We start from the raw sequence: 24677 nt of genomic DNA on the forward strand, positions 1-24677 counted from the left end.
CGTGGCACTGGCGGCCGCATACGGCCACAGCAGCGAGTTGGCCCCCACGGGCGCCGTCAGCGCCAGTGCGGGAAGCGGCAGCCCCAAGCCTGCGGCCAGCATCGTACGAGCGAGCCGGCGCAGCGCAAGGCGCCGGCGGCGTGGTGCGCTGAAACTCGTGTGGCTGCAATACGACAAATGCATCCCTTTCTGGGGCGTGATTGGACCGGCTGGCATACAGGATGCGCGCGCAATTTGACGCTTGCCGCGCTTTTCTGGCGGCAACTATAGCATCGAATATTTACTCGGAGTGGTTAAGTTCGGAAACGGCAAAAACGCGGCTTTTTTTAGCGCACGGCGCTATGTTTTTTCACGTCTTTGTGAGAATTCGTGAGAAATTTCGCGCGAAATCATGCTACGGAATCAGCGTGTCCGGTCTCAGGCAAAGCTGCCGGCGAACTGATAGCGGTGTCCCGGGTGCCACATGGTGGCGATCGAGGCGATCTTGCCGCCCGAGCGCGTCTGGCGGCGCAGCACCAGGCAGGCCTGTTTCGTGTCGATGGCCAGCATTTCGGCGATGTCGCGCGGCGCCGACAGCGCTTCGATGCTGTAGGTGGCGCCTTGCAGGGGCGCGGCGGCCATCAGGTATTCGTTCGGCGTGATGCTGGAAAAGTCCTGCGTCATGTAGTCGGGCGCGCACTGGGGATTGACCCAGCGGTCTTCCACCTGGATCGGCACGCCGTTTTCAAAGTGCACGATCAGCGAGTGGAACAGCGGCTGTTCCGGCGCCAGGCCGAATTGCTTGGCCAGCAAGTCAGAGGCCTTGGTGCGTTCGAGCAATTGCAAGCTGCTGCGGTGGATGTGCCCGCGCGCGCGCACCTCGTCGGCGATACTCTTGATTTCCAGCAGGGTCGCCTGGTATTTTTGCTGCGCCACATAGGTGCCGGAACCCTGGCGCCGCGTCAGCACCTGTTCGCTCGTCAGTTCGCGCACGGCGCGGTTGACCGTCATGCGCGAGACGCCGAATTGTTTCACCAAGGCTTGTTCGGAGGGAATCACGTCGCCTTCTTTCCAGCGTCCGGCGGCGATGCCGGCCAGCAGAAAATCCTTGATGCGCTGGAAAATGGGCGTATTTTCTTGTGTATTGTGATCGTCCAATGCGGTTTCTCCGAAGCGCGGGCTGGGCGCGCCGCCGGGCGGAGGCGCGATGGACGATTTTAGCACCGAGCAAGGCGGGCGCCGCCAGCCTTTTTTGAATTCAAAAGCAAGCGCCGGAGTGTGGCGCGTCCCGGCGCTGGCTATGCTGGATACTTGCCAATCACAAGCACGGAGTCCGACATGCATCATTCTTACACTACCGATGACGAGCGCTGGGACGCCCTGCAGCGCCGCGCGCCCGACGCCGACGGCGTCTTTTACTATTCCGTGCGCACGACGGGCGTGTATTGCCGTCCGTCCTGCGCGGCGCGCCCCGCCTTGCGCCGCAACGTGGCCTTCCACGCCAGCTGCGAGCAGGCGGAGGCGGCCGGTTTCCGCCCCTGCCTGCGCTGCAAGCCCAACCTGCCGCCGCTGGCCCAGCGCCAGGCGGCCATCGTGGCCGACATCTGCCGCCTGATCGACACCAGCGACGAGCTGCCCGAGCTTGATGCGCTGGCGCAGGCAGCCGGCCTGAGCCGTTTTCACTTTCACCGCGTCTTCAAGGCGCACACGGGCATCACGCCCAAAGCCTACGCGGCGGCGCGGCGCGGCGAGCGCCTGAAGGCCAGCCTGGCGCAGGATGGCAACGTCACCGAGGCCCTGTACGCGGCCGGCTTCAATTCCAGCGGGCGTTTCTATGCGGCCACGCCCGGCTTGCTGGGCATGACGCCGGGCGCCTTCCGCGCTGGCGGCAGCGGCGCCGTGATCCGTTTTGCGATTGGTGCCTGCTCGCTGGGCGCCATCCTCGTGGCCAGCACGGACAAGGGCATTTGCGCCATCCTCATCGATGACGATCCGGCCGTGCTGCTGCGCGACTTGCAGGACCGCTTTCCCCGCGCCGAACTGCGCGGCGCGCAAGCCGATTACGAACAGACGGTGGCGCAAGTGGTGGGCCTGGTCGAGGCGCCCGGCCTGGGCCTGGACTTGCCGCTCGACGTGCGCGGCACCGTCTTCCAGCAGCGCGTGTGGCAAGCCTTGCGTGAGATTCCCGCCGGCAGCACCGTCAGCTACACCGAGCTGGCCCGCCGCATCGGCGCGCCCCATGGCGCACGGGCCGTGGCGGGCGCCTGCGCCGCCAATGCCCTGGCCGTCGCCATTCCCTGCCACCGCGTGGTGCGCAACGATGGCGCCTTGTCCGGCTACCGCTGGGGCGTGGAGCGCAAGCAGGCGCTGCTCGAACGCGAGGGAAAAGCATGATGGCGCTGGACTGGCAGACGATTGAAGAGGCGCTGAACGCCCACGGCTGCGCCGTCCTGCCGGGCTTGCTTGATGCGGATGCCTGCGCCGCGCTGGCGGCGCAATACGACGAGGCAGCGCATTTTCGCAGCAAGGTGGTGATGCAGCGCCACGGCTTTGGCCAGGGCGAGTACCAGTACTGGGCCTATCCGCTGCCGGCGCCGGTGGCCGCGTTGCGCGCGCAGTTGTATCCGCCCCTGGCGGCGATTGCCAACCGCTGGCACGCCAGCATGGGACTCGACAGCCGATTTCCGCTGGGCCACGCGGACTTTCTGGCGCGCTGCCACCTGGCCGGCCAGGCGCGGCCCACGCCTTTGCTGCTGCGCTACCGCGAAGGCGATTACAACTGCCTGCACCAGGACCTGTATGGCGAGCACGTGTTCCCGCTGCAGCTGGCCATCTTGCTGTCGCGCCCGCAAGTCGATTTCACGGGTGGCGAATTCGTGCTGACGGAGCAGCGCCCGCGCATGCAGTCGCGCGTGGAAGTGGTGCCGCTGGCGCAGGGCGATGCCGTCCTCTTTCCCGTGGCCCTGCGGCCCGTCAATGGCACGCGCGGCAGTTACCGGGTGAACATGCGCCATGGCGTATCGCGCCTGCGTTCCGGGATGCGCCACACCCTGGGCATCATTTTTCATGATGCGAGCTGAGCAGTACGTGTGACGCTTGAGTTTCCAGGATTACATGGCATGATGGCTACTCTCCGTCCCTTTGATCGCCGCCATGTCCGCGTTTTTCCGCCTGTTATGCCTGTTGACCCTCTTCCTGCTGCCCGGCGCCCAGGCGGCTGACGACGCTGCTTCGCCGTCGCTGGTATCGGAGGCGGCCGCCGCCATGGCGCCCGTGAACGCCGGCATGGTCAAGTCGGCGCCGCTGATGTTTGCCAACCGCAAGGTGTTCGTCTTTCGCGCCGCGCTGGCCGGATATCCGCCCGACGAGCGCGCCATTGGCGCGCAGCGCCGCCTGGAAAGCGTGCTGGCGAAGAACGGCCCCCTGCAGGCGGGCACGCGCCTGATTCCCGAGGGGACGCAAGTGCTGCTCGACGGCGTGCAGCTGTTTGTCGTCGTCCCTGGAGACGTCAACCTGCTGGCCGGCGACACGACGGAAAGCGTGGCAAAAGTGGCGGCCGAGGAATTGCGCAAGGCCGTGCTGGATTACCGCGAGCAGAGCAGCTGGCGCTACCTGGCCATCGCCGCCGCCGTGTGCGCGGTCGCCACCCTGGTGTTCTGGCTGGTGTGGATGGGCCTGACGCGCTTTTACCGCTGGGCCAAGCGCCGCAGCGGCATCCTGCTGGCCTCGCGCCTGCGCGACGTGCGCCTGAAAAACGTGCGCGTGCTCGATGCCGAGCACTACATCGCCTTCGCGTATCAGCTGCTGAGCGCCGTGCTGTGGGGCTTGCGCCTGATGGCCACGTATCTGTGGGCCGCTTTCGTGCTGGGCCGCTTGCCGTACACGCGCTCGTGGGGCGAAAGCCTGAGCGGCTACCTGTTCGACGTGGCCGCCGACGTTGTCCACGCCATCATCGGCGCCTTGCCGGGGCTGGTGCTGGTGTGCGTGATCTTCGCCATCGCGCGCCTGATCGCCGCCACGGCCGCCTCGCTGTTCAAGCGCGTGGAAAGCGGCGAATTGCAGATCGGCTGGCTCGACAAGGACACGGCCCTGCCGACGCGCCGCATCGCCAGCGTGGTGATCTGGCTGTTCGCCCTGGCCATGGCGTATCCCTACCTGCCCGGCTCGCACACGGCCGCCTTCCAGGGCCTGTCCGTGCTGGTGGGCCTGATGGTGTCGATCGGCGCGTCGAGCATCGTCGGCCAGGGCGCCAGCGGCCTGATCCTCATGTACACGCGCGCCCTGCGCAAGGGCGAATATGTGCGCGTGGGCGACAGCGAAGGCACGGTGGTCGATGTCGGCATGTTCGAGACGCGCCTGCGCACGGGTCTCGGTGAGGAAGTCGCCTTGCCGAACGCCTGGGTCATGTCGCAAACGACCAAGAACTATTCGCGCGCCCAGCCCGGCGGGGGCTTCGTGCTCGACTCCACCGTCACCATCGGCTACGCCACGCCCTGGCGGCAAGTGCACGCCATGCTGGAACTGGCGGCCTCGCGCACCGTGGAACTGTCCACTTCGCCAAAACCGTACGTGATGCAGCTGGCCCTGCAGGATTACTACGTGCAATACCGCCTCGTCGCCTACGCCAGCGCCGAAGTCCCGCGCCAGCGCGCCGAAGTGCTGAACCGGCTGCACCAGAACATCATCGATGTCTTCAACGAATTCGACGTGCAAATCACCTCGCCGCACTACATCGATGACCCGAAAGAATTGCACGTGGTGCCGCCGGAGGACTGGTTCAGGGCGCCGGCGCACAAGCCGGAGGACGGGGCCAGGTAAGGTCGCGCGACATGATGCTCGGCCATGGCGCTCCACATGAAATACCAGTGCCAGCCCGTGGTGTCCTGTGGTATTGGCCAGGCGCAAGGCCTGTGCGCTTGCGTTAAGATGCCGGCGTTTCCAAAAAAAGAAAGAGAACCATGTCCAGCCCATCGCCCGCCGACACCTCCCGCACCGCCCGCAGCCTGGCCGCCGCCCTGATCGGCGACCCGTTCTACCGCACCGTCACGGTGGCCTGTGGCGACGACGAAACGGCGCGGCTGGCGATGCTGGAAGCCTACTTTGCGCTGGCGCTGGTCGAGGGCGGGCAGACGGGCCGCGTCGACCTGGCCGGCGATGTGTGCAATGAGGCGGGTGCTGGCGCCGCCATCTGGACGACGGGCACGCCGGCGGCCCTGCGCCAGGCCGCGTATGCGCAGCGCGAAGCCGCCTTGCGCACGCTGCTGGGGGAGCAGGGCTTTGCCCATTTCACGGCCATCGTCGGAAACATGGAGCACGCGCTGGCGCCGCATGGACTGCAGGACGCATGGTATCTGTCGATCGCCGGCATCGCGCCCGCCGCGCAAGGGCAGGGCTTGGGCGCGTCCGTGCTGGCGCCTGGCCTGGCAGCCGTCGATGCGGCCGGTGCCGCGTGTTTCCTGGAGACGTACAACGAACGCAGCCTGCCGTTCTATGGCCGCCTGGGCTTTGTCGTGGCAGGGCGCTACGCGGAAGCCGTCACGGGCTGCGATTACTGGCTGATGGTACGGCCCGCAGCAGGAAACGCGCACGCTGCCTGATTGACCATTTTGCCAATTTCTATACACTCGTCTTTTCATTCATTCACTGAAAGACCTGGAGATGGAAATGCCGACCCTGCCCTTGCGCCGCACCCTGCTCACGCTCGCCTGCCTGGGCGCCCTCGGTTGCGCCCATGCCGATACGGTCATCGACAATGTCAACGGCTACACGCTCGATGCACATGGCAAGGTGGTGCGCTTCACGGCGCTGGCCTTTGACGATGCGGGCAAGCTGCTGGCCGTCGGCAGCGCCGCGCAGGTGAAACGCAAGGCGGCCAAAGGCGCGACGCATGTCGACGTGCAGGGCAAGACGGTGCTGCCTGGCCTGATCGATGCGCATGGCCACGTGTTTGGTCTGGGTACCATCGCCAGCGGCGTGATGCTGTACGGTTCCGCGTCGCTGCCGGCCGCCGTGCAAGCCGTGGGCGACTTCGCCCGCGCCCATCCGGAACGCAGCTGGATCATCGGCAGCGGCTGGAACCAGGAAATCTGGAAGCTGGGGCGCTTCCCGACAGCGGCGGAACTCGATGCGGCGGAAAGCGCGCGGCCCGTGTGGCTGCGCAGGGTCGATGGCCACGCGGGCTGGGCCAACAGCCGCGCGCTGGCGCTGGCCGGCATCACGCGCGCCACACCAGACCCGGCCGGCGGCAAGATCGCGCGCGACGCGGACGGCAACGCCACCGGTGTGCTGGTCGACAGTGCGATGGACTTGATGGACGCCGTGCTGCCCAAGCCGGGCGACGTGGAAAACCGCGCCGCCCTCGATGGTGCGCTGGCGCAGCTGTCGCAGGCGGGCCTGACCAGCGTACACGACGCGGGCATCGGCCAGATGCAGGACCGATTGTTCCGCGACTACGCGGACCATGGCAAGCTGACGGTGCGCGTGTACGGCATGATCGCCGATACGACGGACGACTTCGACGCGCTGGCGAAAAATGGTCCCTTGACCAGCTATGCGCGCGATATGTACGCCTTGCGCGCCGTGAAACTGCTGTCCGACGGCGCCCTGGGCAGCCGTGGCGCTGCCTTGCTGGCACCGTACAGCGACGATCCCTCTACCAGCGGCCTGCTGTTTTATAAAGACGACGCCATGCGCGCGAAGATGGAAAAAGCCATGCGCGCCGGCTACCAGGTCAACGTGCACGCCATCGGCGACGCGGGCAACCATCAAATTCTCGACGGCTACCAGGCCTTGATCGCGCAGTACCACAGCGTGGGCCTGCGCCACCGCATGGAGCATGCGCAGGTGGTGCAGCTGAGCGACATCCCCCGTTTCAAGGCGCTGGGCATCGTGCCGTCGATGCAGCCGACGCACGCCACATCCGACCAGAACATGGCGGAGCAGCGCGTGGGCCATGAGCGCATCAAGGGCGCATATGCGTGGCGCACCTTCCTCAAGCAAGGTTCGCGCATCGCCTGCGGATCGGACTTCCCCATCGAGTCGCCGAACCCGTTCGAAGGCATCCACGCGGCAGTCACGCGGCAAAACAGCGAAGGATTCCCTGCCGGCGGCTGGTATCCGCAGCAAGCCATGACGATCACCGAGGCGCTGCGCTGCTTCACCCTCGACGCGGCCTGGGCGGCGCACCAGGAAAAAGTCATCGGCACGCTGGAAGCGGGCAAATGGGCGGACTTCATCGTCGTCGACCAGGACCTGTTTACCGTGGTGCCAGCGGCCATCGGCAAGACGCAGGTGCTGCAGACGTGGGTGGCGGGCAAGCGCGTGTTCGAGAAAAAATAAAGGCTGAGGTCAGACCCGGCGGGTCTGACCCCAAGGAAAAACCTGTTGACTTGGTTGTATAGACAACCTATGCTGGGAGCACCAGAGCGGACCACGCATGTCCGCTCGCACCCTACGAGGAGACAGCATGAACAGCACAATGGACACCGATCCACGCTTTGATGCCAGCCGTACCATCCGCGCGCCGCGCGGCACGGTCATGGCTTGCAAGAGTTGGCAGGCCGAGGCGGCCTACCGCATGTTGCAAAACAATCTGGACCCGGAAGTGGCGGAAAATCCGCAGCACCTGGTCGTCTACGGCGGCATCGGCCGCGCGGCCCGCAACTGGGCCTGCTTCGACCAGATTCTCGCCTCGCTGCGCGAACTGGAAGACGACCAGACCTTGCTGATCCAGTCCGGCAAGCCGGTGGGCGTATTCCAGACCCACGCGGACGCGCCGCGCGTGCTGATCGCCAATTCCAACCTGGTGCCGAAATGGGCCAACTGGGAACACTTCAACGAACTCGATCGGCAAGGCCTGTTCATGTATGGCCAGATGACGGCCGGCAGCTGGATCTACATCGGCACGCAGGGCATCGTGCAGGGCACGTATGAAACCTTCGCCGAAGCGGGCCGCCAGCATTTCGGCGGCGACTGGGCCGGGCGCTGGATCCTGACGGCGGGCCTGGGCGGCATGGGCGGCGCGCAGCCGCTGGCCGCCACCATGGCGGGCGCCGTCTCGCTGAACATCGAATGCCAGCAAAGCAGCATCGACTTCCGCTTGCGCACGCGCTACCTGGACAAGCAGGCCGCCAGCCTGGATGAAGCCCTGGAACTGGTCAAATATCACACGGAACGCAAGGAAGCCATTTCCATTGGCTTGCTGGGCAACGCGGCCGAAGTGCTGCCGGAACTGGTGCGCCGCGCCAAGGCCGGCGGCCTGGCGCCTGACCTGGTGACAGACCAGACCTCCGCGCATGACCTGGTCAACGGCTATCTGCCGCGCGGCTGGAGCGTGTCGGACTGGAAGGCGGCGCAGCAGGATCCGCAGCGCCATGCGCGCCTGACGGTGGCCGCCGCCGATTCCTGCGCCGCCCACGTGCAGGCCATGCTCGATTTCCACGCCATGGGCGTGCACACCGTCGATTACGGCAACAACATCCGCCAGGTGGCGTTCGACCAGGGCGTGCAGAACGCTTTCGATTTCCCCGGCTTCGTGCCCGCGTATATCCGCCCGCAGTTCTGCGAGGGACGTGGCCCGTTCCGCTGGGTGGCCCTGTCGGGCGATCCGGAAGACATCTATAAAACGGATGCGAAGATCAAGGAGCTGTTCCCGCACCACACGCAGGTGCACCACTGGCTGGACATGGCGCGCGAGCGCATCGCCTTCCAGGGCCTGCCGGCGCGCATCTGCTGGCTGGGACTGGGCGAGCGCCACATCGCCGGCCTGGCCTTCAACGAGATGGTGCGCACGGGCGAACTGAAGGCGCCCATCGTCATCGGCCGCGACCACCTGGACACGGGGTCCGTCGCCAGCCCGAACCGCGAAACGGAAAGCATGAAGGATGGCACCGACGCCGTCTCCGACTGGCCGCTGCTGAACGCCATGCTCAATACGGCCGGCGGCGCCACCTGGGTCTCGCTGCACCACGGCGGCGGCGTGGGAATGGGGTATTCTCAGCATGCGGGCATGGTCATCGTGGCCGACGGCAGCGAAGCGGCGGCGAAGCGCCTGGCGAGAGTGCTGGTCAACGACAGCGGCTCGGGCGTGATGCGCCATGCCGATGCCGGCTACGAAACAGCGGCCGCCTGCGCCAAGCGTAACAATCTGAACCTGCCGATGCTTAATACGAAGTGAAAGCAAACATGACACAGCACTCCAAAAGTTGGACCCTGAAACCGGGCGCGATGACCCTGGCCGACCTGCGCGCCGTCTGGGCCGCGCCGGCCAGACTGATACTCGCCGCCGAGGCCTATCCCGTCATCGAGGCATCGGCCGCCGCCGTGCAAGCCATTGTCGCCAAGGGCGATGCGGCCTACGGCATCAACACGGGTTTCGGCCTGCTTGCCAAGACGCGCATCCCCGATGAAAAGCTGGAACAATTGCAGCGCAACCTGATTTTGTCGCACTCGGTCGGCACGGGCGAACTGCTGTCGGACGCCGTCGTGCGCCTGATCATGCTGATGAAGATCGGCAGCCTGGCGCGCGGCTTTTCGGGCGTGCGCCCGCTGATCGTCGATACCCTGATCGCGTTGTACAACGCGGGCATCATGCCGGCCATTCCCGCCAAGGGTTCCGTCGGCGCCTCGGGCGACCTGGCACCCCTGTCGCACATGACCCTGGCCATTCTGGGCGTGGGCGACGTGCGCGTGAACGGCGAACTGATGGCGGCGCCACAGGCGCTGGCGCAGGCGGGCATCGCGCCCGTGGTGCTGGCGGCAAAAGAGGGGCTGGCGCTGATCAACGGCACCCAGGTGTCGAATGCGCTGGCGCTGCATGGCCTGTTCATGGCCGAGCGCCTGCTGGAAGCGGCCATGGTCACGGGCGCGCTGTCGCTCGACGCGGCCAAGGGCAGCGATGCGCCGTTCGACGCGCGCGTGCATGCGGTGCGCGGACAACCGGGGCAGATCCTGGCCGCGCAGATGTACCGCCAGCTGGTGGCGCACAGCGCCATCCGCGCCTCGCACCTGGAAGGCGACGAGCGCGTGCAGGACCCGTACAGCCTGCGCTGCCAGCCGCAAGTCATGGGCGCGTGCCTCGATTTGCTGGGCAATGCGGGCCGTACCTTGCTGATCGAAGCCAATGCCGTCACGGACAATCCGCTGATCTTCCAGGATGGCCCGAACGGGCAGGCGGAGATCGTCTCGGGCGGCAATTTCCATGCCGAGCCGGTCGCCTTTGCGGCCGACACCCTGGCGCTGGCGATCGCTGAAATCGGCGCGCTGGCCGAGCGCCGCATCGCGCTGCTGATCGACGCCACCTTGTCCGGCCTGCCGCCGTTCCTGGTGCGCGATCCTGGCGTCAATTCCGGTTTCATGATCGCCCACGTGACGGCGGCCGCGCTGGCGTCTGAAAACAAGTCGCTCGCGCATCCGGCCAGCGTCGACAGCCTGCCGACGTCCGCCAACCAGGAAGACCACGTAAGCATGGCCACGTTCGCCGGGCGCCGCCTGGACGACATGGCGCACAACACGGCCGTCATCGTCGGCATCGAGCTGCTGGCCGCCGCGCAGGGCATCGATTTCCACCGCCCGCTGAAAACCTCGCCGCACCTGGAGCATGTGCACCACCAGCTGCGCCAGAAAGTGCCGTTCTTCGACGCCGACCGCTTCTTTGCGCCCGATATCGAAGCGGCCAAGCAGATGGTCTTGCGCGGTGAGTTGAGCAGCACCTGCAAGAGCCTGTTCGCACCGCTGTACGCCTAGAAAACCGACGCCCGGCCGGCCCTGGGGCAAGCGCCGGGCGCAAGGAGACAAGCATGGATTTCCGTTTCAATGAAGGCAGCATTCCCCTGCTGGTGTCGATGCCCCACGTGGGCACCGACATACCCGACGATATCGCCGCGCGCATGACGCCGCAGGCCTTGCTCAAGGCCGATACGGACTGGCATTTGCGCGAACTGTATGGCTTTTTGCACGAGATGGATGCGTCCGTGCTGTCGGCGCGCTGGTCGCGCTACACCATTGACTTGAATCGCCCGCAGGAGGATACGAATCTGTATCCGGGACAGGATACGACGGGCTTGCTGCCCAGCGATACCTTCCACCGCGAGCCGCTGTACCTGCCGGGCCGCGAACCTGATGCGCAGGACGTGCAGCAGCGCCTGCAGCGCTACTGGGCGCCGTATCACCGGCAGCTGCGCGCGGAGCTGGACCGGCTGCTGCGCGTGCATGGCGCCGTGGTGCTGTGGGATGCGCATTCCATCGCCTCGCACGTGCCGCGCTTTTTCGACGGCAAGCTGCCCGACCTGAACTTCGGCACGGCCGATGGCGCCAGCTGCGATGGCGGCCTGTCGTCCGCCGTGGTCGATATCGCGCGCGCGCAGGACCAGTTCACGGTGGCGCTGAACGGCCGCTTCAAGGGCGGCCATATCACGCGCCACTACGGCCAGCCGCCGCAGCGCGTGCATGCGATCCAGCTGGAGATGTGCCAGTGCCTGTACATGAATGAACCTGGCATGGATGACGCGGCGCCTTTCGGCTACCGGCCCGACCTGGCGGCACAGGTGCAGCCGCTGCTGCGCCAGATGATGGAAGCGGCCGTGGCGTGGGTGCGGCGTTGAGTTCCCGTCTGTTTGCGCGCCACGCGCTGCTGCCGCAGGGCTGGCGCCGCGACGTGCTGCTGGAATGGGACGCGGCCGGCGATTTGACGGCCGTGACGGAGAACGCCGCGCCGCCCGCCGGCGCGGAAGTGGCGCAGTACGTCTTGCCCGGCATGGTCAACCTGCATTCGCATGCGTTTCAGCGGGCGCTGGGCGGCATGACGGAGATGGCAGGCGATGGCCCTGACAGTTTCTGGACGTGGCGCGAGCTGATGTACCGTTTCGCGCGCCATATCACGCCGGAGCAGATGGAAAGCATCGCCGCGCAGCTGTTTGCCGAATGCCTGCGCCATGGCTATACGGCCGTGTGCGAATTTCATTACCTGCAGCGCGATGCGGCCGGCGCGCTGTATGCGCGCCCTGCGGAAACGGCGGAACGGGTGCTGGCTGCGGCGCGCACCAGCGGCATCGGCATGACCATGCTGCCCGTGCTGTACAGCCATGCGGGTTTCGGCGCACAGCCCCTCAAACCCGAACAGGCGCGCTTCCGCACCGGTGCGGATGACGTGCTGCGCATCATCGAGGCGCTGGCGCCGCTGCGCAATGGGCAGGTGGAGGTGGGCTTTGCGCCGCATTCGCTGCGTGCCGCCGGCGTGGCGCAGATCCGCGAGGTGGCGCAAGCGCTGCCGCATGGCCGTCCCATCCACATCCACATCGCCGAGCAGCAGGGCGAGGTGCGCCAGTGCCTCGATGTCAGCGGGCGGCGCCCGGTGCAATATCTGTACGATCACCTTGACGTCGACGCGCGCTGGTGCCTGGTGCACGCCACGCACGTGCAGGCCGATGAGGTGGCGCGGATGGCCGCCAGCGGCGCCGTGGCGGGCCTGTGCCCGACGACGGAAGCGAACCTGGGCGACGGCCTGTTTCCGCTGGCCGAATTCATCGCCGCCGGCGGGCGTTTCGGCATCGGCAGCGACAGCCATGTGTCGCAGTCGCCGGTGGAGGAATTGCGCTGGCTCGAATATGGCCAGCGCTTGCAGCGCCAGCAGCGCAATGTCGCCGCCACGGCGAATGAACGCCGCGTGGGCGACTACCTGTGGCAAGCGGCCCTGCAAGGGGGTGCGCAGGCGGCCGGGCGCAAGCTCGGCGCACTGGCGCCTGGCTGCCGCGCCGACCTGCTGGTGCTGGACGACGCGCACGTGAACCTGTGCGGCGTGGCCATCGAGAATGTGCTGGGCAGCGTGCTGTTCTGCGGCAACGACAACCTGGTGCGCGACGTCCTGTGCGGCGGCCAGTGGCAAGTGCGCGGCGCACGCCATGTGGCGCAGGACGCCATCGCCACCGCCTACCGGCGCACGCTGGCGCAACTGAGGACGCTCTGATGGCCACCTTCCTTGCCCACGAATGTCTGCGCGCCGCGCCGTGGAAAAACGGCGGCGGCAGCACCATGGAAATCGCCATTTTCCCGCCCGAGGCAGGCCTGATGGCATTCGACTGGCGCATCAGCCTGGCGACCATCACGGCCGACGGGCCGTTTTCCAGCTTTCCCGGCATCGACCGCAGCCTGATGCTGGTCGATGGCGACAGCGTGCAGCTGACGCTGGATGGCGCGCGCAAGGTGGTGTTGAATGCAGCGCAGCCCATGCTGTGGTTTCCCGGCGAAGCGGCCGTGCATGCGCAGGTCAAGGGCGTCACCACGGACTTCAATGTGATGACGCGGCGCGACCGCTGCCGTCACCAGCTGGAAAAGATCACGGCGCCCGCCAGGCTGGTGCGGCGCAGCGGGATGACTTTGCTGTTCGTCGCTGGCGATGGCGCCGTGCTGGCGCGCGGTGGCGAGCAGCAGTTCGCGCTGGCCCGCCATGATGCGCTGCTGCTCGATGCCGACGATGCGCAGGAGTGGCGGCTGGAAGCCTTGCAGCGTTCGGCCGTGCTGCGCGTCGACCTGTTCACCTGATAAGGACATAGCATGCAAGACTGGGATATGGTCATCCACAACGTCCACCTGGCCACCATGGAGCAGGGCTACGGCGAACTGCTGGATGCCGCCATCGCCGTCAAGGATGGCCGCATCGCCTGGTTCGGCCCTGGCGACGAACTGCCGGCCAGTGGCGCGGTACTGATTGACGGCCAGGGCTGCTGGCTGACGCCCGGCCTGATCGACTGCCACACGCACATCGTCCACGCGGGCAACCGCAGCGACGAATTCGAAGCGCGCCTGAATGGCGCCAGCTATGAAGACATCAGCCGCGCCGGCGGCGGCATCATGTCCACCGTGCGCGCCACGCGCGCGGCCAGCGACGACGAACTGCTGCGGCAAAGCCTGCCCCGCGTGCTGGCGCTGCTGGCCGAAGGCGTGACCACGCTGGAGATCAAGTCCGGCTATGGCCTTGATGCGGACAGCGAAGCGAAGATGCTGCGCGTGGCGCGCAGGATAGGGCAAGAGCTGCCCGTATCTGTGCGCACCACCTTCCTTGGCGCGCACGCGCTGCCGCCCGAATTTGCGGGCCGCGCCGACGCATATATCGAGCTGCTGTGCGGGCAGATGCTGCCCCAGCTGGCGAGCGATGGACTGGTTGATGCCGTCGACGCCTTCTGCGAGCGCATCGGCTTTACGCCAGCGCAGACGCAACGCATGTTTGACGCGGCGCAGGCGCTGAACCTGCCCGTGAAACTGCATGCGGAGCAGCTGTCGGACCTGGGCGGCGCGGCCCTGGTGGCGCGCTACGATGGCTTGTCGGCCGACCACCTGGAGTTCCTGTCGGCCGATGGCATCGCCGCCATGGCGCAACACGGCACGGTGGCCGTGCTGCTGCCGGGCGCGTATTATTTTCTGCGCGAAGTACAGCAACCTCCTGTCATGGCCTTGCGCGCGGCCGGCGTGCCGATGGCCGTGTCGACCGATTGCAATCCGGGTACCTCGCCGATGACGTCCCTGCTGCTGGCGATGAACATGGCGTGCACCCTGTGGCGCTTGACGCCGCAGGAAGCGCTGGCCGGTGCTACCTGCCACGCGGCGCGCGCGCTGGGCCTGCAGCGGGAAACGGGCAGCCTGGCGGTGGGCAAGCGCGCCGATTTCGCCCTGTGGCGCATCGCCCGCCCGGCCGACCTGGCGTATGCGCTGGGCCTGAACCCGTGCGCGGGCGTGGTGCATGGCGGTGTCTGGCGCGCGCCGGTGGTAAGCTTGCCGGATTGATCATCCGTCCGGAGCGCCGCGTGCGTCTTGCTTACTTGCTGTTGTTACTTGTCTTCGCCGCCGCTCCCATGCCGTCCCATGCCATGGATGGCGGCACGCTGAAGGTGGGCTCGAAGCGCTTTACGGAATCGTATATCCTCGGCGAAATCCTCCAGCAGAGCGCCGCGCCGCACGTCAGGGCGGAACATCGCCAGGGACTGGGCAACACGGCCATCGTGCTGGCCGCGCTGCAGGCGGGCAGCATCGACGTGTATGCAGAATACATGGGCACCATCGCCAGTGAAATCCTCAAGCACGACAAGCCGATTGACCTGGAGCAGATGCGCCGCGAACTGGCGGCGCTGGGCCTGGGCGTGGCCGTGCCGCTGGGCTTTAACAATACCTATGCGCTGGCCATGCGCGGCGATGATGGTTCGATCACGCAACTGGGACAGCTGGCGGGCCAGCCCGCGCTGACATTCGGCCTGTCGCATGAATTCATCGGACGTGTCGATGGCTGGCCGGGCCTCGCCGCCCGCTATGGCTTGCCGCAGCGCCCGCGCGGCCTCGATCACGGCATCGCCTACGAGGCGCTGGCGCAGCGCCAGGTGGACGTGATCGACATCTATTCGACGGATGCGAAAATCCGCCAATACGGCTTGCGCGTGCTGGCCGACACGCAGCAGTATTTTTCCCGCTACGACGCCATGCTCTTGTACCGCCTGGATATGCCGCCGCGCTTTCCCGCCGCCTGGCAGGCTTTGCAAGGCCTGCAGGGGCGCATCAGCGAGAGCGCCATGATCGCCATGAATGCGGCCGTGGAAATCGATGGCAAGACGTTTGCGCAGGTGGCGCGAGGGTGGCTGGCCTCGGGTGCGCCGGCGAGCGCACCGGTCGCCGCGCGCAGCAGTTTGCTAAATAAAATCATCGGCGACGATCTGTGGACCCTGACGCGCCAGCATCTGACCCTGGTGCTGCTGTCGGTGGCCCTGGCCTGCGTGATCGGCATCCCGCTGGGCGTGCTGGCGGCGTTTTCCGCGCCGCTGCGGCAAACGGTGCTGGCGTTCGTCGGCGTGCTGCAGACGGTGCCGTCGCTGGCCTTGCTGGCGATATTGATACCCGTGCTGGGCATGATCGGCACCGTGCCGGCGCTGCTGGCGCTATTCGTGTACGCGCTGCTGCCCATCGTGCGCAACACTTGCACGGGCATCTTGCAGGTGCCGCAAGGCTTGCGCATGGCGGCCCTGGCGCTGGGCTTGAGCAAGCGTGACCGCCTGCTGCACGTGGACTTGCCGCTGGCCTTGCCGGTGATGCTGGCGGGCATTAAAACGGCGGCCGTGATGAGCGTGGGCACGGCCACCATCGCCGCCTTCATCGGCGCGGGCGGCTACGGCGAACGCATCACCATCGGACTGGCATTGAATGACAACGACATGCTGCTGGCCGGCGCCATCCCCGCTGCCGTGCTGGCCCTCTTGACGCAAGGCTTGTTCGAGCTGGTGGAGCGCTGGGCCGTGGCCGGCCGGCAGCGCTGACGGCACCACGGCTACAGCGAGTGCAGTTTCGAGCGCACCGAGACGACGGCCTGGTGCAGGATGCGTTCGGCCTGGAAGTCGTTTTCGCGCTGTTCCGCGATGGCTTGCAAGTCGCGCGTGTAGCGTTCCAGGCGGGAACGCAGATAGGCGCGGTACAGTTTCATGACGAGCGGTTTGGCAGAGACATTCATGATGAGGCTCCAGTGCGTAGCGATTCGTTCATTTTGTGTGAGCGGAATGCCGCCATTTTGCGGCGTATCAAACGCGGTCCGGCCGCCAAATAGGCACGTTTGATATTCCGCAATGCCCCACTGGCCGAAGATGCCACACTGAATCTTTCCTGCTGGCCAAGTCATGATTCAGCCGCAGACCCTGATACCCAAAAGCACATTCAAGGAGATCGTCGCATGGTCATTTTTGCCGTGGTTGCTGGCTGCATCGCCTGCCTGACAGTGTACCAAATCCATAGAAAATCGCAGGGTAGCAATGGGCTTGCGCCACAACATATCGGCTTGCATGGCACATTGATTGAGCCACGGAAATAAAGTGTGGCAAATGATGGACAGTTACTTGCCAACTGTCACTTTAAGGAAAATGTAAGGCCCGGTAAGCAAATGTAAAGGTGGGCGCGGTAACAAGTCGTAGCGTTTATATTGATAACCGTTGATTGCATTCTCCCCCTCCCACTTGACAATGGGTTCCACCCCGCGGTGCCGCTAGCCCGCGGGGATTTTTTTGGCACTTACTCTTACCGTTCCCGCCAATCAGGCAAGCTTTGGAGTGCCTGCCGACAATTGCGTCAATGCATCGCCAGCGACGCGGCAGATGCGCCAGTCCGGCATCACGTCCGCGCCCATGCCCTTGTAGAAATTGATCGCGTTCTCATTCCAGTCCAGCACCGACCATTCGAAGCGGCCGCAGTCGCGCTCGACGGCCAGTTGCGCCAGGGCCACCAGCATCTGCTTGCCATAGCCCTTGCCGCGCACCGACTGTTTCACATACAGGTCTTCCAGGTACAGGCCCTTGCGGCACAGGAAGGTGGAAAAATTGTGGAAGAACAGGGCGAAGGTCACGACCGTGCCGTCTTCCTCGCCGACCAGCGCTTCGCACGCGCGATGCTGGCCGAACAGGCTGTCGTGCAGCATGGATTCCTTGGCGATCATCATGTGTTCGAGTTTTTCAAACAGGGCCAGTTCGTGGATCATGCCGAAGATGGCGGCCACGTCGGATGCGGTCGCGGGACGGATGGCGAGGGTGGAAGTGCTCATGTTGCCTTTGCAGAGGAAGGGGTGGAAAGGGTGGCGGCGGCCGCTGTCTTGCGGGCGCCCGAGGTCAGTGCCCAGGCCACGCTGGACAGGCACAGGGCCATGCCCAGCCACTCGATGGGGGCGGGCCGGTAATGCTCGAACTGCACCGACAGCAGCACGGAGATGACAGGCGTGACGACGCCGATATACACGGTCTTTTGGGTGCCGATGCGGGCGATTAAGGTGAAATAGGCGCTGAAGGCGATCACCGAACCGAAGATGGCCAGGTACAGCAATCCCAGCCAGTAGCTGGGGCGCGCCGGCAGCTGCCAGGACTGGCCCGTGGCGATGGCCCAGGCGGCCACCATCAAGGTGCCCCACAGCATGGTCCAGGCCATGGTCAGCATCACGTTGCCGGAGTGGGCGCGCACTTTCATGACGAGGGCGTTGCCTGCCGTGCTCGAGATGGTGGCAACCAGTGCCAGCATGAAGCCCAGCAGGAAATGCCCGTTGCCGCCGCCCAGAATATCTTGCAGCGCGGCGCCGATCGACTGGTAAAACAGCAGCACGATGCCGCAGATGGCGACCATGGCCGCGCAGCAGGTGCTCCAGGTGATCGGTGTGCCGAAGGCGAGGCGGTTAAGCAACGGCGTCCAGAACACCATCAGGGCGAACAGCACGCTGACGAGGGCCGAGACCAGGTACTGTTCCGAGCTGTAGGTGCACACATAACTGAGCGCGAACGAGGCCAGGCCTTGCAGCAGCATCCATTTTTGCGCGCGCCAGGGCAGGCGCAGGGTATCGCCGCGCAGCGCGCACCAGGCAAACAGGGTGGCGGACGCGAGGCCGAAGCGGTAGACCACGGAAACGGCGGGGGCCACATCGCCCAGCTGCAAGGTGATGGCCCAGAAAGTGGAGCCCCAGATCAGGCAGGCAATGATGAAGAGGAAAGGAGAGGACATCGCGCAAGTATACGGGCATCGCGCGGGGATGGCGAGTGCCGGTCGAGCTTGCAACGAGCTTGCCGCTTAAAGACGGGGAAAACTGGTGGCGTGGTACGCAGCCAGGTGCCGGCATTGAGCCAGCGCAGTGCTTCAGGAAAATGTTGAATTTATGAAAATATTTACATTATGATTAATTAACTATTTTCCCAATTGCATCGCGAAGTGCCTCGCCCAAGGAGAATGCCATGCCAGCCTCACTGCAGATCAAAGTATGGAGCGTGCTCGTGTATGTGATCGTCGCCACCGTGATCGCCATCTGGCTGCATGAGGGCATGTCGCCCTCGGCCCTGCTGCTCGCTGCCGGCGCATTCGGCTGAGCGCATGCGCCGGCAAGCGGATCAGTGCGTCACGCGGGTCTTGCGGCCATCCGACAGCAGGCGCACACGCTCGCCTGGGCGGAACAGTTCATCGGCATCCTGCACGATGGCGCGCATGTCGCCATTGTCCAGACGCACGGTGATTTCCAGGCCAAGCTTGTTCGAGGCATTCGCTTCGATGCTCTGGCCGGCGATGCCGCCTGCGACCGCGCCGAGGATGCTGGCCGCGATGGCGCCCTTGCCGCCGCCGACAGCCGAGCCGGCCACGCCGCCCAGCGCCGCGCCAGCCAGCACGCCGGTGCCGGTTTCGCCCTTGTCGATGGTTACCTGGCGTACGGATTCAACCGTACCCATGCGGACCGATTGCTCATTTTGCGCCTGGCGCGCATTGTAGACATTGGCCGAGTTCGGTTGTACGGCGCAGCCGGCCAGTGTAGCCAGCAAGGCCACGGCAATAATTGGTGCTTTCATATGGAACTCCCTTGGACAAAAGTTGGTGTGCCGATTACGTCGACCGGCAGGAAAATTCTGGTATTACTTAGCATAAGGACACTTGCTACAGATAACTAGTTGCGAATAGTAAGAATCTGTTACCGCGCATTCGCCATCAATAGGCAAGCCGCAGGCGCCGGTACAGGAAGCCCAGCACGAACAGCGGCCCCACCAGCAGGAAACGCAGGTCGTCCAGGAACGACGGCTTTTTGCCTTCGATCTGGTGGCCGATGAACTGGCCGATCCACGCCAGCACGAAGACGGCCAGCGACACGGGAAGGATGGTCAGCGGCGGCATGATCAGCAACACGCCGAGCATGACGGCCAGCATCAGCAGCATGCCTGCGGCAAACGGACGCGACAGTTTGTAGTAGTAGTATAAAGCCAGAATACTGCCGAGCAGCGCCACGCTGGCGTGCACGCTCCACAGCAGGCCCAGCAGGCTGAACACGATCAGCGGCACGCACACGATGTGCACCCATTCATTGACATGGTTGCGGTGGCTTTCGCCATACCGGGCCAGCAGGGTGTCGATGGTGCGCATGGGCGTCTTTCTATTGTGGCGTTCTGGCTGGAAATTTTACACCGGAACCCAAGCGGGCGAACGCGGTGAATCGCTGCGGAATTGTTGTATTGGTAATTGTAGGATATTATTTCCTATTGGAAATATTTCTACACATTCCACACATTCACTAAAGGCATCCGTGACATTGCAAGCCAGCCAACCTGACTACCAGCGCTATTCGATGGCGTCCCTGCAGCAAGCCCTGTCCGGCGCCGACGGCGCCGATGCGGCACGGCGCCAGCGCATCGAAGCAGAAATTGCCCAACGCCAGCAGGATGACGAGGCGGCAGTACAGCGCCAATGGGCGGCGCGGCCGCAGGACAAGCCGCTCGATCCCGCCACCGCGGCACTTGCGGAAGCAGCCGCCCCATTCTTGCGGTCCGCAGGCTACGTGCTGTTGTTCGCCTGGGTGGTGCTGCGCGCCGCAGGCTTGCTGGAAACCTTGCAGACGGGTATCCGGAGCTATGTGTTTGCCTATCTCGGTTTGCTGATCTTTGGTGTCTGCCTGCTGCGCGGCAAGCTGCGCGCGGCAGTATGGCTGCGCTGGCTGGCGGTATTCTGGATCGTGCCCACCGTGCTGGCGCTCGACTTCCTGTTCCTGCAGCCGCTGTCCCTGACGGTGATGCAATTCAAGCTGGCGCCCGGCTATCGCCTCTGGTCGGTGCTGGAAGCCGTGCTGTCATTGTGGGTCATTTATTATTTGTATCGCCAGCTGGGTATGCCTGCCGTGGTGGCCGCTTGCGATGCCAGGGGCTACAAGCGGCGCAACCTGCGCATCCCCGCCATCCTCGGCCTGATCCTTGGCATGGCTGGCGTGGCGTTCCAGCTGCGTGCCTCGCACGGTGATGTGGCCATGCAGGCGCGCACGATCGTGGCGCAACGCTACGGACCTGGCTACGCCTACCATGTCAGCGGCGTTGGCCAGAGCGTCACGCCGCAGGGCACATTGCACACGGCACTGGTGCAAGTGTGGGATGACAAGCGCATCTTGCAGGTGCCGGTGCGGTGGCCACAGTAAAATACGCAACCTCCATCGCACAGGACGCCACTTTTGAGTCTGCATTTACCCCGCGCAGCGGCAACTTCCGAGCCCCGCAAGCGTTGCTTCGATCCGGTCGTCGACGCCAACACGCGCTTGCTGATACTGGGTAGTTTGCCCGGCGAAAAATCCCTTGCGCACAGCCAGTACTATGCGCATCCGCAAAACAAGTTCTGGATGCTGGTCGGCGCAGTGCTGGGCGTCGACCTGGCCAGCCTGCCTTACGACAGCCGCCTGGCGACCTTGCTGGCGCACGGCGTGGGCCTGTGGGACGTGGTGGCGCAGGCGCAGCGCGCGGGTAGCCTCGACAGCAACATCCGCGCACGCGACGACAACGACCTGGTGGCGCTGGCGGCCAGCCTGCCACGGCTGCACACGATCGCCTTCAACGGCGGCACGGCTGCCAAGCTGGGCATCAAGGTGCTGGGCGAGCACGCGCGGCGCTACCGCATCGTCAGCTTGCCGTCGAGCAGTCCGGCGCACACGCTTGCGTATGCGCAAAAGTTGCACGCGTGGCTGCAGTTGCACGGCCAACCGGAGCCGGCCGCGCCTTGAGCATGTCGCCAGCTTACGCCGACGCGTAGGCCTGCACTTCCAGCGGCTGGCCCTTGGCATCGAACTTCAGCGCCACCGATAATTGCGTCACGCCGATGGTGGCCAGCGCGTCGCAGATGTCGTCGACTTCGTCCTGCAGGTCGGCGGCCAGGTCCAGCGGCTTGTCGGCGCTGTGCAGCAGTGCGCCGTCCGCCGCATACACATTCACGCGCAACAGCATGTCGCCGTGCTCGTCGGCCGGGCCGGCCACCACGGCAACGTCGGCGGCGTCCAGCTTGTTTTCTGCCAGGGCATGGTTGATGCCGGACATCATTTGCAGCATGGCATATTCGCTCATGCCTTGTTCCTTGCCGCCGTGGAACAGATCCTGGTACAGGAAGCTCACTTCCAGCGCATTGCCGGCCGGCGCCAGGCAGCGCTTGACGAGCTCGCCCACTTCCGTCGTCCACTGCTGGTAGCGCGCCATGCGCGCGTCGAACCAGGCGTCAAGCGCCGCTTCGTCCTTCGGTTCCACATAGAAGGGATCGTCCACGCGCTTCAGGGCAAAGCCCAGCAGGAAGCGCAGTTCGACGGCCGTGTCCTGCGCACCGAAGGCCGTCTCGCTCCAGCCGGCGATGCTGCGTTCCAGGCCCGGCGTGGCGGTGATTTTCTTGTCCGTCATCGAGCTGTAGGCGTCGCGCACCATTTCATGCAGATGGCTGTAGGTGATGCGGTCGATCTCGTCGAGGTCGTAGGCATGGCTCATCAGGACAACCTTGGCCTTGGCGCTTTCCAGCTGCGCCTGCTGGAAACTTTTCACCAGCGCCTCGAACGCCTCCTGGTCCTGGAAACCGTCCGCTTCCTTCAGGCCGCCCGTGCTTTGCACCAGCAGGGGCACGACGAAGGCATTGATTTCCATGGCGGGCGCATTGTCGCGGCGGATCACGGCGATGGATGCGGCCTCCTCGATATGGCTGCGCAGGTACTGGTAGGCGCCCACGTCTTCGTATTTCGCCCGCTCGACGGCGTCGTACAGTACTTCATCTTTCTTTTGATTCAAGGCCTTGCGGATCAGGCGGCCAAATTCCACGGCTTGTTCGGCCAGCACCGTGCCCTGCGAATCGCTGTCTTCCTGCTCCGCCAGGTTCAGGGCCATGGTGCACAGCATGCGCGTGACGGCTTCATCCTTGTCTTCGGGCGTGTTGGCGGATTTACGGGGAACAGGGCGCTTATTTTTGGGCATGGCGATCAACAGGTTAAGTAAAACGGGTCAGGCAAACGGAAACGGGCGCCAAGGCTCTTGCCTGGCGCCGGACAGATCATACAGGCGGACGCGGCCGCCAGATACATCAATGGTCGGTATCGAACATCTCGTGCAACTCGTCGAGCAGGTCGGCCGCTTCTTCTTCCGACAGGCCGAGATGCTGGCAGGCAAGGCTACCGCCCTTGTCCCACTCCAGCGAGGTACTGTTGCCATGGTAGCGCTGAATGCCTTTTTCGGCCAGCAAGGACAGGGCAACGAGCGAGCGGATGGCGTCGTCCGTGGACGGGTCGGCCAGCACCGTGTAATCGTGGTGGTGCAAGATGGCCCAGGAGACATCGGAGGACAGGCCCCAGTTGCGCGCCAGCAAGCAGCCGATGGCCGCATGATTGGTCTGGTGGCGCGCATCTTCCAGTGTCGTAAAACAATTGTGCGCATCGTTGGCCGCCGCCGCGTACGTGTTGACGTAGTCGGGGAAGCGGTTCATCAAGAGGGGCACGCCGATATCGCAGAACAGGCCGAAAGTATGCGCGATGTCGGGCGGGGCGATGCGTAGCTTGCGCGACGTAAATACCAGGGCGCGCGCGCGCTTGGCGGAGACATCCCAGAAATTGGTCAGCTCGACGCCTTCCGCTTCCAGCGCCTGGCGCGCCAGCAAGCCCGTCATCATGGCGCTGCACTGGTTGATGCCCAGAAAATTGATGCCTTGCTCGACGGACTTGGCCTTGCGCGCGGCGCCATAGAATGGCGAATTGGCCAGTTTGAGCAGGGCGCCCGACATGCCGACGTCATCGGCGATGATGCGCGCGATGCGGCGCGGCGACGGGTCGTCTTCGGCCAGTTCGCGCTGCAGGTCGACCAGCAGGCTGGGGCGTGGCGGGATACGGATGGAGCGCATCAAGGCGTCAACCGGATCTTCCTGCACTACCTGCACTTGCGCTGCCGCTCTCATCATCATTGCCTTGCCTGGTGGTTATCGTGTTGCGCGACTGCTGCCCTCGCATGGGCGGGTTGTGCAGTGCCGGACGATTATCGCTGTTTATGGATGGCAATAGTTCATCTCAGCAATAGATTGTCGAAAAAATCCCCACTTTTTGCCATTTTGTGGCGGTCGGGACGGTGATTTTCATGGTTGAAACAGTAATTTTTATTTGTTTTCAAGTGGCCAGGCGGCGTGCGGCGGCCGGGGCGGCGCTACAATTGCTGCATGAAAAACATCCTTGCCGGTATCGATTTCGCGGACGATTCCCATGCCGTGGCGCGCCAGCTGATCGGCGTCACCGTGCTGGTCGACGGCGTGGGCGGACGCATCGTGGAAACGGAAGCGTATGACCGGCTGGACCCGGCGTCGCACACGTATGGCGGCTTGACGCCGCGCAACGCGGCCATGTTCGGCCCGCCCGGCCATGCGTATGTGTACCGCTCATACGGCATCCACTGGTGTCTGAATTTTGTGTGCCGCGAACCGGGCCATGGCGCTGGCGTGCTGATCCGCGCCATCGAACCGCTGGCGGGCATCGATGCCATGCGTGAACGGCGCGGCGTGGCGGACTTGCGGCTGCTGTGCTCGGGGCCGGGCAAGGTCTGTCAGGCGCTGGGCGTGAGCCATCTGCACAATCGCCTGGCGCTCGATGCGCCACCGTTCGCCTTGCTCGCGCGCGAGGAAGCGGTGACGGTGCAGGCGGGCCCGCGCATCGGCATTTCCAAGGCGATGGAGACGCCGTGGCGTTTCGTGCTGGCCGGGTCGCCGTATTTAAGCAAACCCATGCGCGTGCCCGCCGCGTAGCGAAGGGCTCAGGTGGCGCGCTGCTTGCGCGCTGCGCCACCTGCGGCCTTGCCGTGGGGCGTACCGCGCAGCGCACTGTGCAGCCGCGCGGCGTTCCGTGTGCGTGCCGCGCGCGGCGCTGGCCGGGTCCTGGAACGCCTGCTCATCCGCGCTGCCATGCGCGG

24 protein-coding genes are annotated in these 24677 nt (G+C 65.1%); 16 read left to right on the forward strand and 8 right to left on the reverse strand.

The window, feature by feature from the left end; genetic code table 11:
• Positions 1-417: 417 nt before the first annotated feature.
• Positions 418-1137: a histidine utilization repressor gene (gene hutC, locus JaAD80_RS24115; RefSeq protein WP_102298355.1), complete on the reverse strand. Its 720-nt coding sequence runs from the start codon at positions 1135-1137 to the stop codon at positions 418-420.
• A 180-nt stretch (positions 1138-1317) separates the two neighbouring features.
• Between hutC and ada the strand changes: the two genes are divergently transcribed.
• The 12 genes from ada (at position 1318) to JaAD80_RS24175 (ending at position 16268) form a co-directional block, all read left to right on the forward strand.
• A complete protein-coding gene (gene ada / locus JaAD80_RS24120; protein WP_102298329.1) occupies positions 1318-2373 on the forward strand; it encodes a bifunctional DNA-binding transcriptional regulator/O6-methylguanine-DNA methyltransferase Ada in 1056 nt (351 codons plus the stop codon).
• A complete protein-coding gene (locus tag JaAD80_RS24125; protein ID WP_102298331.1) occupies positions 2370-3059 on the forward strand; it encodes a 2OG-Fe(II) oxygenase in 690 nt (229 codons plus the stop codon). The genes ada and JaAD80_RS24125 overlap by 4 nt, the downstream gene beginning before the upstream one ends.
• A gap of 73 nt (positions 3060-3132) precedes the next feature.
• Positions 3133-4797, forward strand: coding sequence for a mechanosensitive ion channel family protein (locus tag JaAD80_RS24130; protein ID WP_102298357.1), 1665 nt, complete (start codon positions 3133-3135; stop codon positions 4795-4797).
• A 140-nt stretch (positions 4798-4937) separates the two neighbouring features.
• Complete coding sequence (locus JaAD80_RS24135) at positions 4938-5576, forward strand: GNAT family N-acetyltransferase (RefSeq protein ID WP_102298332.1); 639 nt, start codon at positions 4938-4940, stop codon at positions 5574-5576.
• 67 nt (positions 5577-5643) lie between these two features.
• Positions 5644-7317, forward strand: coding sequence for an amidohydrolase (locus JaAD80_RS24140; RefSeq protein ID WP_102298359.1), 1674 nt, complete (start codon positions 5644-5646; stop codon positions 7315-7317).
• 127 nt (positions 7318-7444) lie between these two features.
• Positions 7445-9154, forward strand: a complete 1710-nt coding sequence (gene hutU / locus JaAD80_RS24145) for a urocanate hydratase (RefSeq protein WP_102298334.1) — start codon at positions 7445-7447, stop codon at positions 9152-9154.
• Between the two features lie 8 nt (positions 9155-9162).
• The gene (gene hutH / locus JaAD80_RS24150; RefSeq protein WP_102298336.1) at positions 9163-10722 is read left to right on the forward strand and encodes a histidine ammonia-lyase; all 1560 of its coding nucleotides are present in this window, start codon (positions 9163-9165) and stop codon (positions 10720-10722) included.
• A 53-nt stretch (positions 10723-10775) separates the two neighbouring features.
• On the forward strand, positions 10776-11579 hold the full coding sequence (gene hutG, locus JaAD80_RS24155) for an N-formylglutamate deformylase (protein ID WP_102298337.1): 804 nt from the start codon (positions 10776-10778) through the stop codon (positions 11577-11579).
• Complete coding sequence (locus tag JaAD80_RS24160; RefSeq protein ID WP_258003152.1) at positions 11576-12940, forward strand: formimidoylglutamate deiminase; 1365 nt, start codon at positions 11576-11578, stop codon at positions 12938-12940. The genes hutG and JaAD80_RS24160 overlap by 4 nt, the downstream gene beginning before the upstream one ends.
• Entirely contained in the window at positions 12940-13515 is a 576-nt protein-coding gene (locus JaAD80_RS24165) for a HutD family protein (protein ID WP_102298340.1), read from the forward strand. Before JaAD80_RS24160 ends, JaAD80_RS24165 begins: the two co-directional genes overlap by 1 nt.
• 12 nt (positions 13516-13527) lie before the next feature.
• Positions 13528-14754: an imidazolonepropionase gene (gene hutI, locus JaAD80_RS24170; RefSeq protein WP_102298342.1), complete on the forward strand. Its 1227-nt coding sequence runs from the start codon at positions 13528-13530 to the stop codon at positions 14752-14754.
• 68 nt (positions 14755-14822) lie between these two features.
• Positions 14823-16268, forward strand: a complete 1446-nt coding sequence (locus JaAD80_RS24175; protein ID WP_102298343.1) for a glycine betaine ABC transporter substrate-binding protein — start codon at positions 14823-14825, stop codon at positions 16266-16268.
• An 11-nt stretch (positions 16269-16279) separates the two neighbouring features.
• Here JaAD80_RS24175 and JaAD80_RS24180 read toward each other — a convergent pair whose 3' ends face one another.
• The 3 genes from JaAD80_RS24180 to JaAD80_RS24190 all read right to left on the reverse strand — a co-directional run bounded on the left by JaAD80_RS24180 (position 16280) and on the right by JaAD80_RS24190 (position 18477).
• Positions 16280-16459: a hypothetical protein gene (locus tag JaAD80_RS24180; protein ID WP_092796620.1), complete on the reverse strand. Its 180-nt coding sequence runs from the start codon at positions 16457-16459 to the stop codon at positions 16280-16282.
• A 573-nt stretch (positions 16460-17032) separates the two neighbouring features.
• Positions 17033-17536, reverse strand: a complete 504-nt coding sequence (locus JaAD80_RS24185; protein WP_102298345.1) for a GNAT family N-acetyltransferase — start codon at positions 17534-17536, stop codon at positions 17033-17035.
• Complete coding sequence (locus JaAD80_RS24190; protein ID WP_102298346.1) at positions 17533-18477, reverse strand: DMT family transporter; 945 nt, start codon at positions 18475-18477, stop codon at positions 17533-17535. The genes JaAD80_RS24185 and JaAD80_RS24190 overlap by 4 nt, the downstream gene beginning before the upstream one ends.
• A gap of 227 nt (positions 18478-18704) precedes the next feature.
• Between JaAD80_RS24190 and JaAD80_RS31645 the strand changes: the two genes are divergently transcribed.
• The gene (locus tag JaAD80_RS31645; RefSeq protein WP_258003153.1) at positions 18705-18836 is read left to right on the forward strand and encodes a hypothetical protein; all 132 of its coding nucleotides are present in this window, start codon (positions 18705-18707) and stop codon (positions 18834-18836) included.
• Positions 18837-18857: 21 nt separating this feature from the next.
• On the opposite strand, the gene JaAD80_RS24195 is transcribed toward JaAD80_RS31645, so the two are convergent.
• Both JaAD80_RS24195 and JaAD80_RS24200 read right to left on the reverse strand, forming a co-directional pair.
• Positions 18858-19307 (reverse strand): glycine zipper 2TM domain-containing protein, encoded by a 450-nt coding sequence (locus JaAD80_RS24195; RefSeq protein ID WP_102298348.1) that lies wholly within the window; start codon positions 19305-19307, stop codon positions 18858-18860.
• Positions 19308-19443: 136 nt separating this feature from the next.
• The gene (locus JaAD80_RS24200; protein WP_102298350.1) at positions 19444-19872 is read right to left on the reverse strand and encodes a DUF962 domain-containing protein; all 429 of its coding nucleotides are present in this window, start codon (positions 19870-19872) and stop codon (positions 19444-19446) included.
• A gap of 160 nt (positions 19873-20032) precedes the next feature.
• Here JaAD80_RS24200 and JaAD80_RS24205 point away from each other — a divergent pair, with 160 nt between their 5' ends.
• Complete coding sequence (locus JaAD80_RS24205; RefSeq protein ID WP_146012513.1) at positions 20033-20911, forward strand: hypothetical protein; 879 nt, start codon at positions 20033-20035, stop codon at positions 20909-20911.
• A 33-nt stretch (positions 20912-20944) separates the two neighbouring features.
• The gene (locus tag JaAD80_RS24210) at positions 20945-21487 is read left to right on the forward strand and encodes a DNA-deoxyinosine glycosylase (RefSeq protein WP_258003154.1); all 543 of its coding nucleotides are present in this window, start codon (positions 20945-20947) and stop codon (positions 21485-21487) included.
• A gap of 13 nt (positions 21488-21500) precedes the next feature.
• On the opposite strand, the gene JaAD80_RS24215 is transcribed toward JaAD80_RS24210, so the two are convergent.
• The gene (locus JaAD80_RS24215; protein WP_102298363.1) at positions 21501-22709 is read right to left on the reverse strand and encodes a hypothetical protein; all 1209 of its coding nucleotides are present in this window, start codon (positions 22707-22709) and stop codon (positions 21501-21503) included.
• A 106-nt stretch (positions 22710-22815) separates the two neighbouring features.
• Entirely contained in the window at positions 22816-23682 is an 867-nt protein-coding gene (locus tag JaAD80_RS24220) for an HDOD domain-containing protein (RefSeq protein ID WP_102298364.1), read from the reverse strand.
• A 252-nt stretch (positions 23683-23934) separates the two neighbouring features.
• On the opposite strand from JaAD80_RS24220, the gene JaAD80_RS24225 reads away from it, so the two are divergent.
• Entirely contained in the window at positions 23935-24513 is a 579-nt protein-coding gene (locus tag JaAD80_RS24225; protein WP_102298353.1) for a DNA-3-methyladenine glycosylase, read from the forward strand.
• The last annotated feature ends 164 nt before the right edge of the window (positions 24514-24677 follow it).

The organism is Janthinobacterium sp. AD80, from assembly GCF_002878455.1.
Classification (GTDB): domain Bacteria; phylum Pseudomonadota; class Gammaproteobacteria; order Burkholderiales; family Burkholderiaceae_D; genus Janthinobacterium.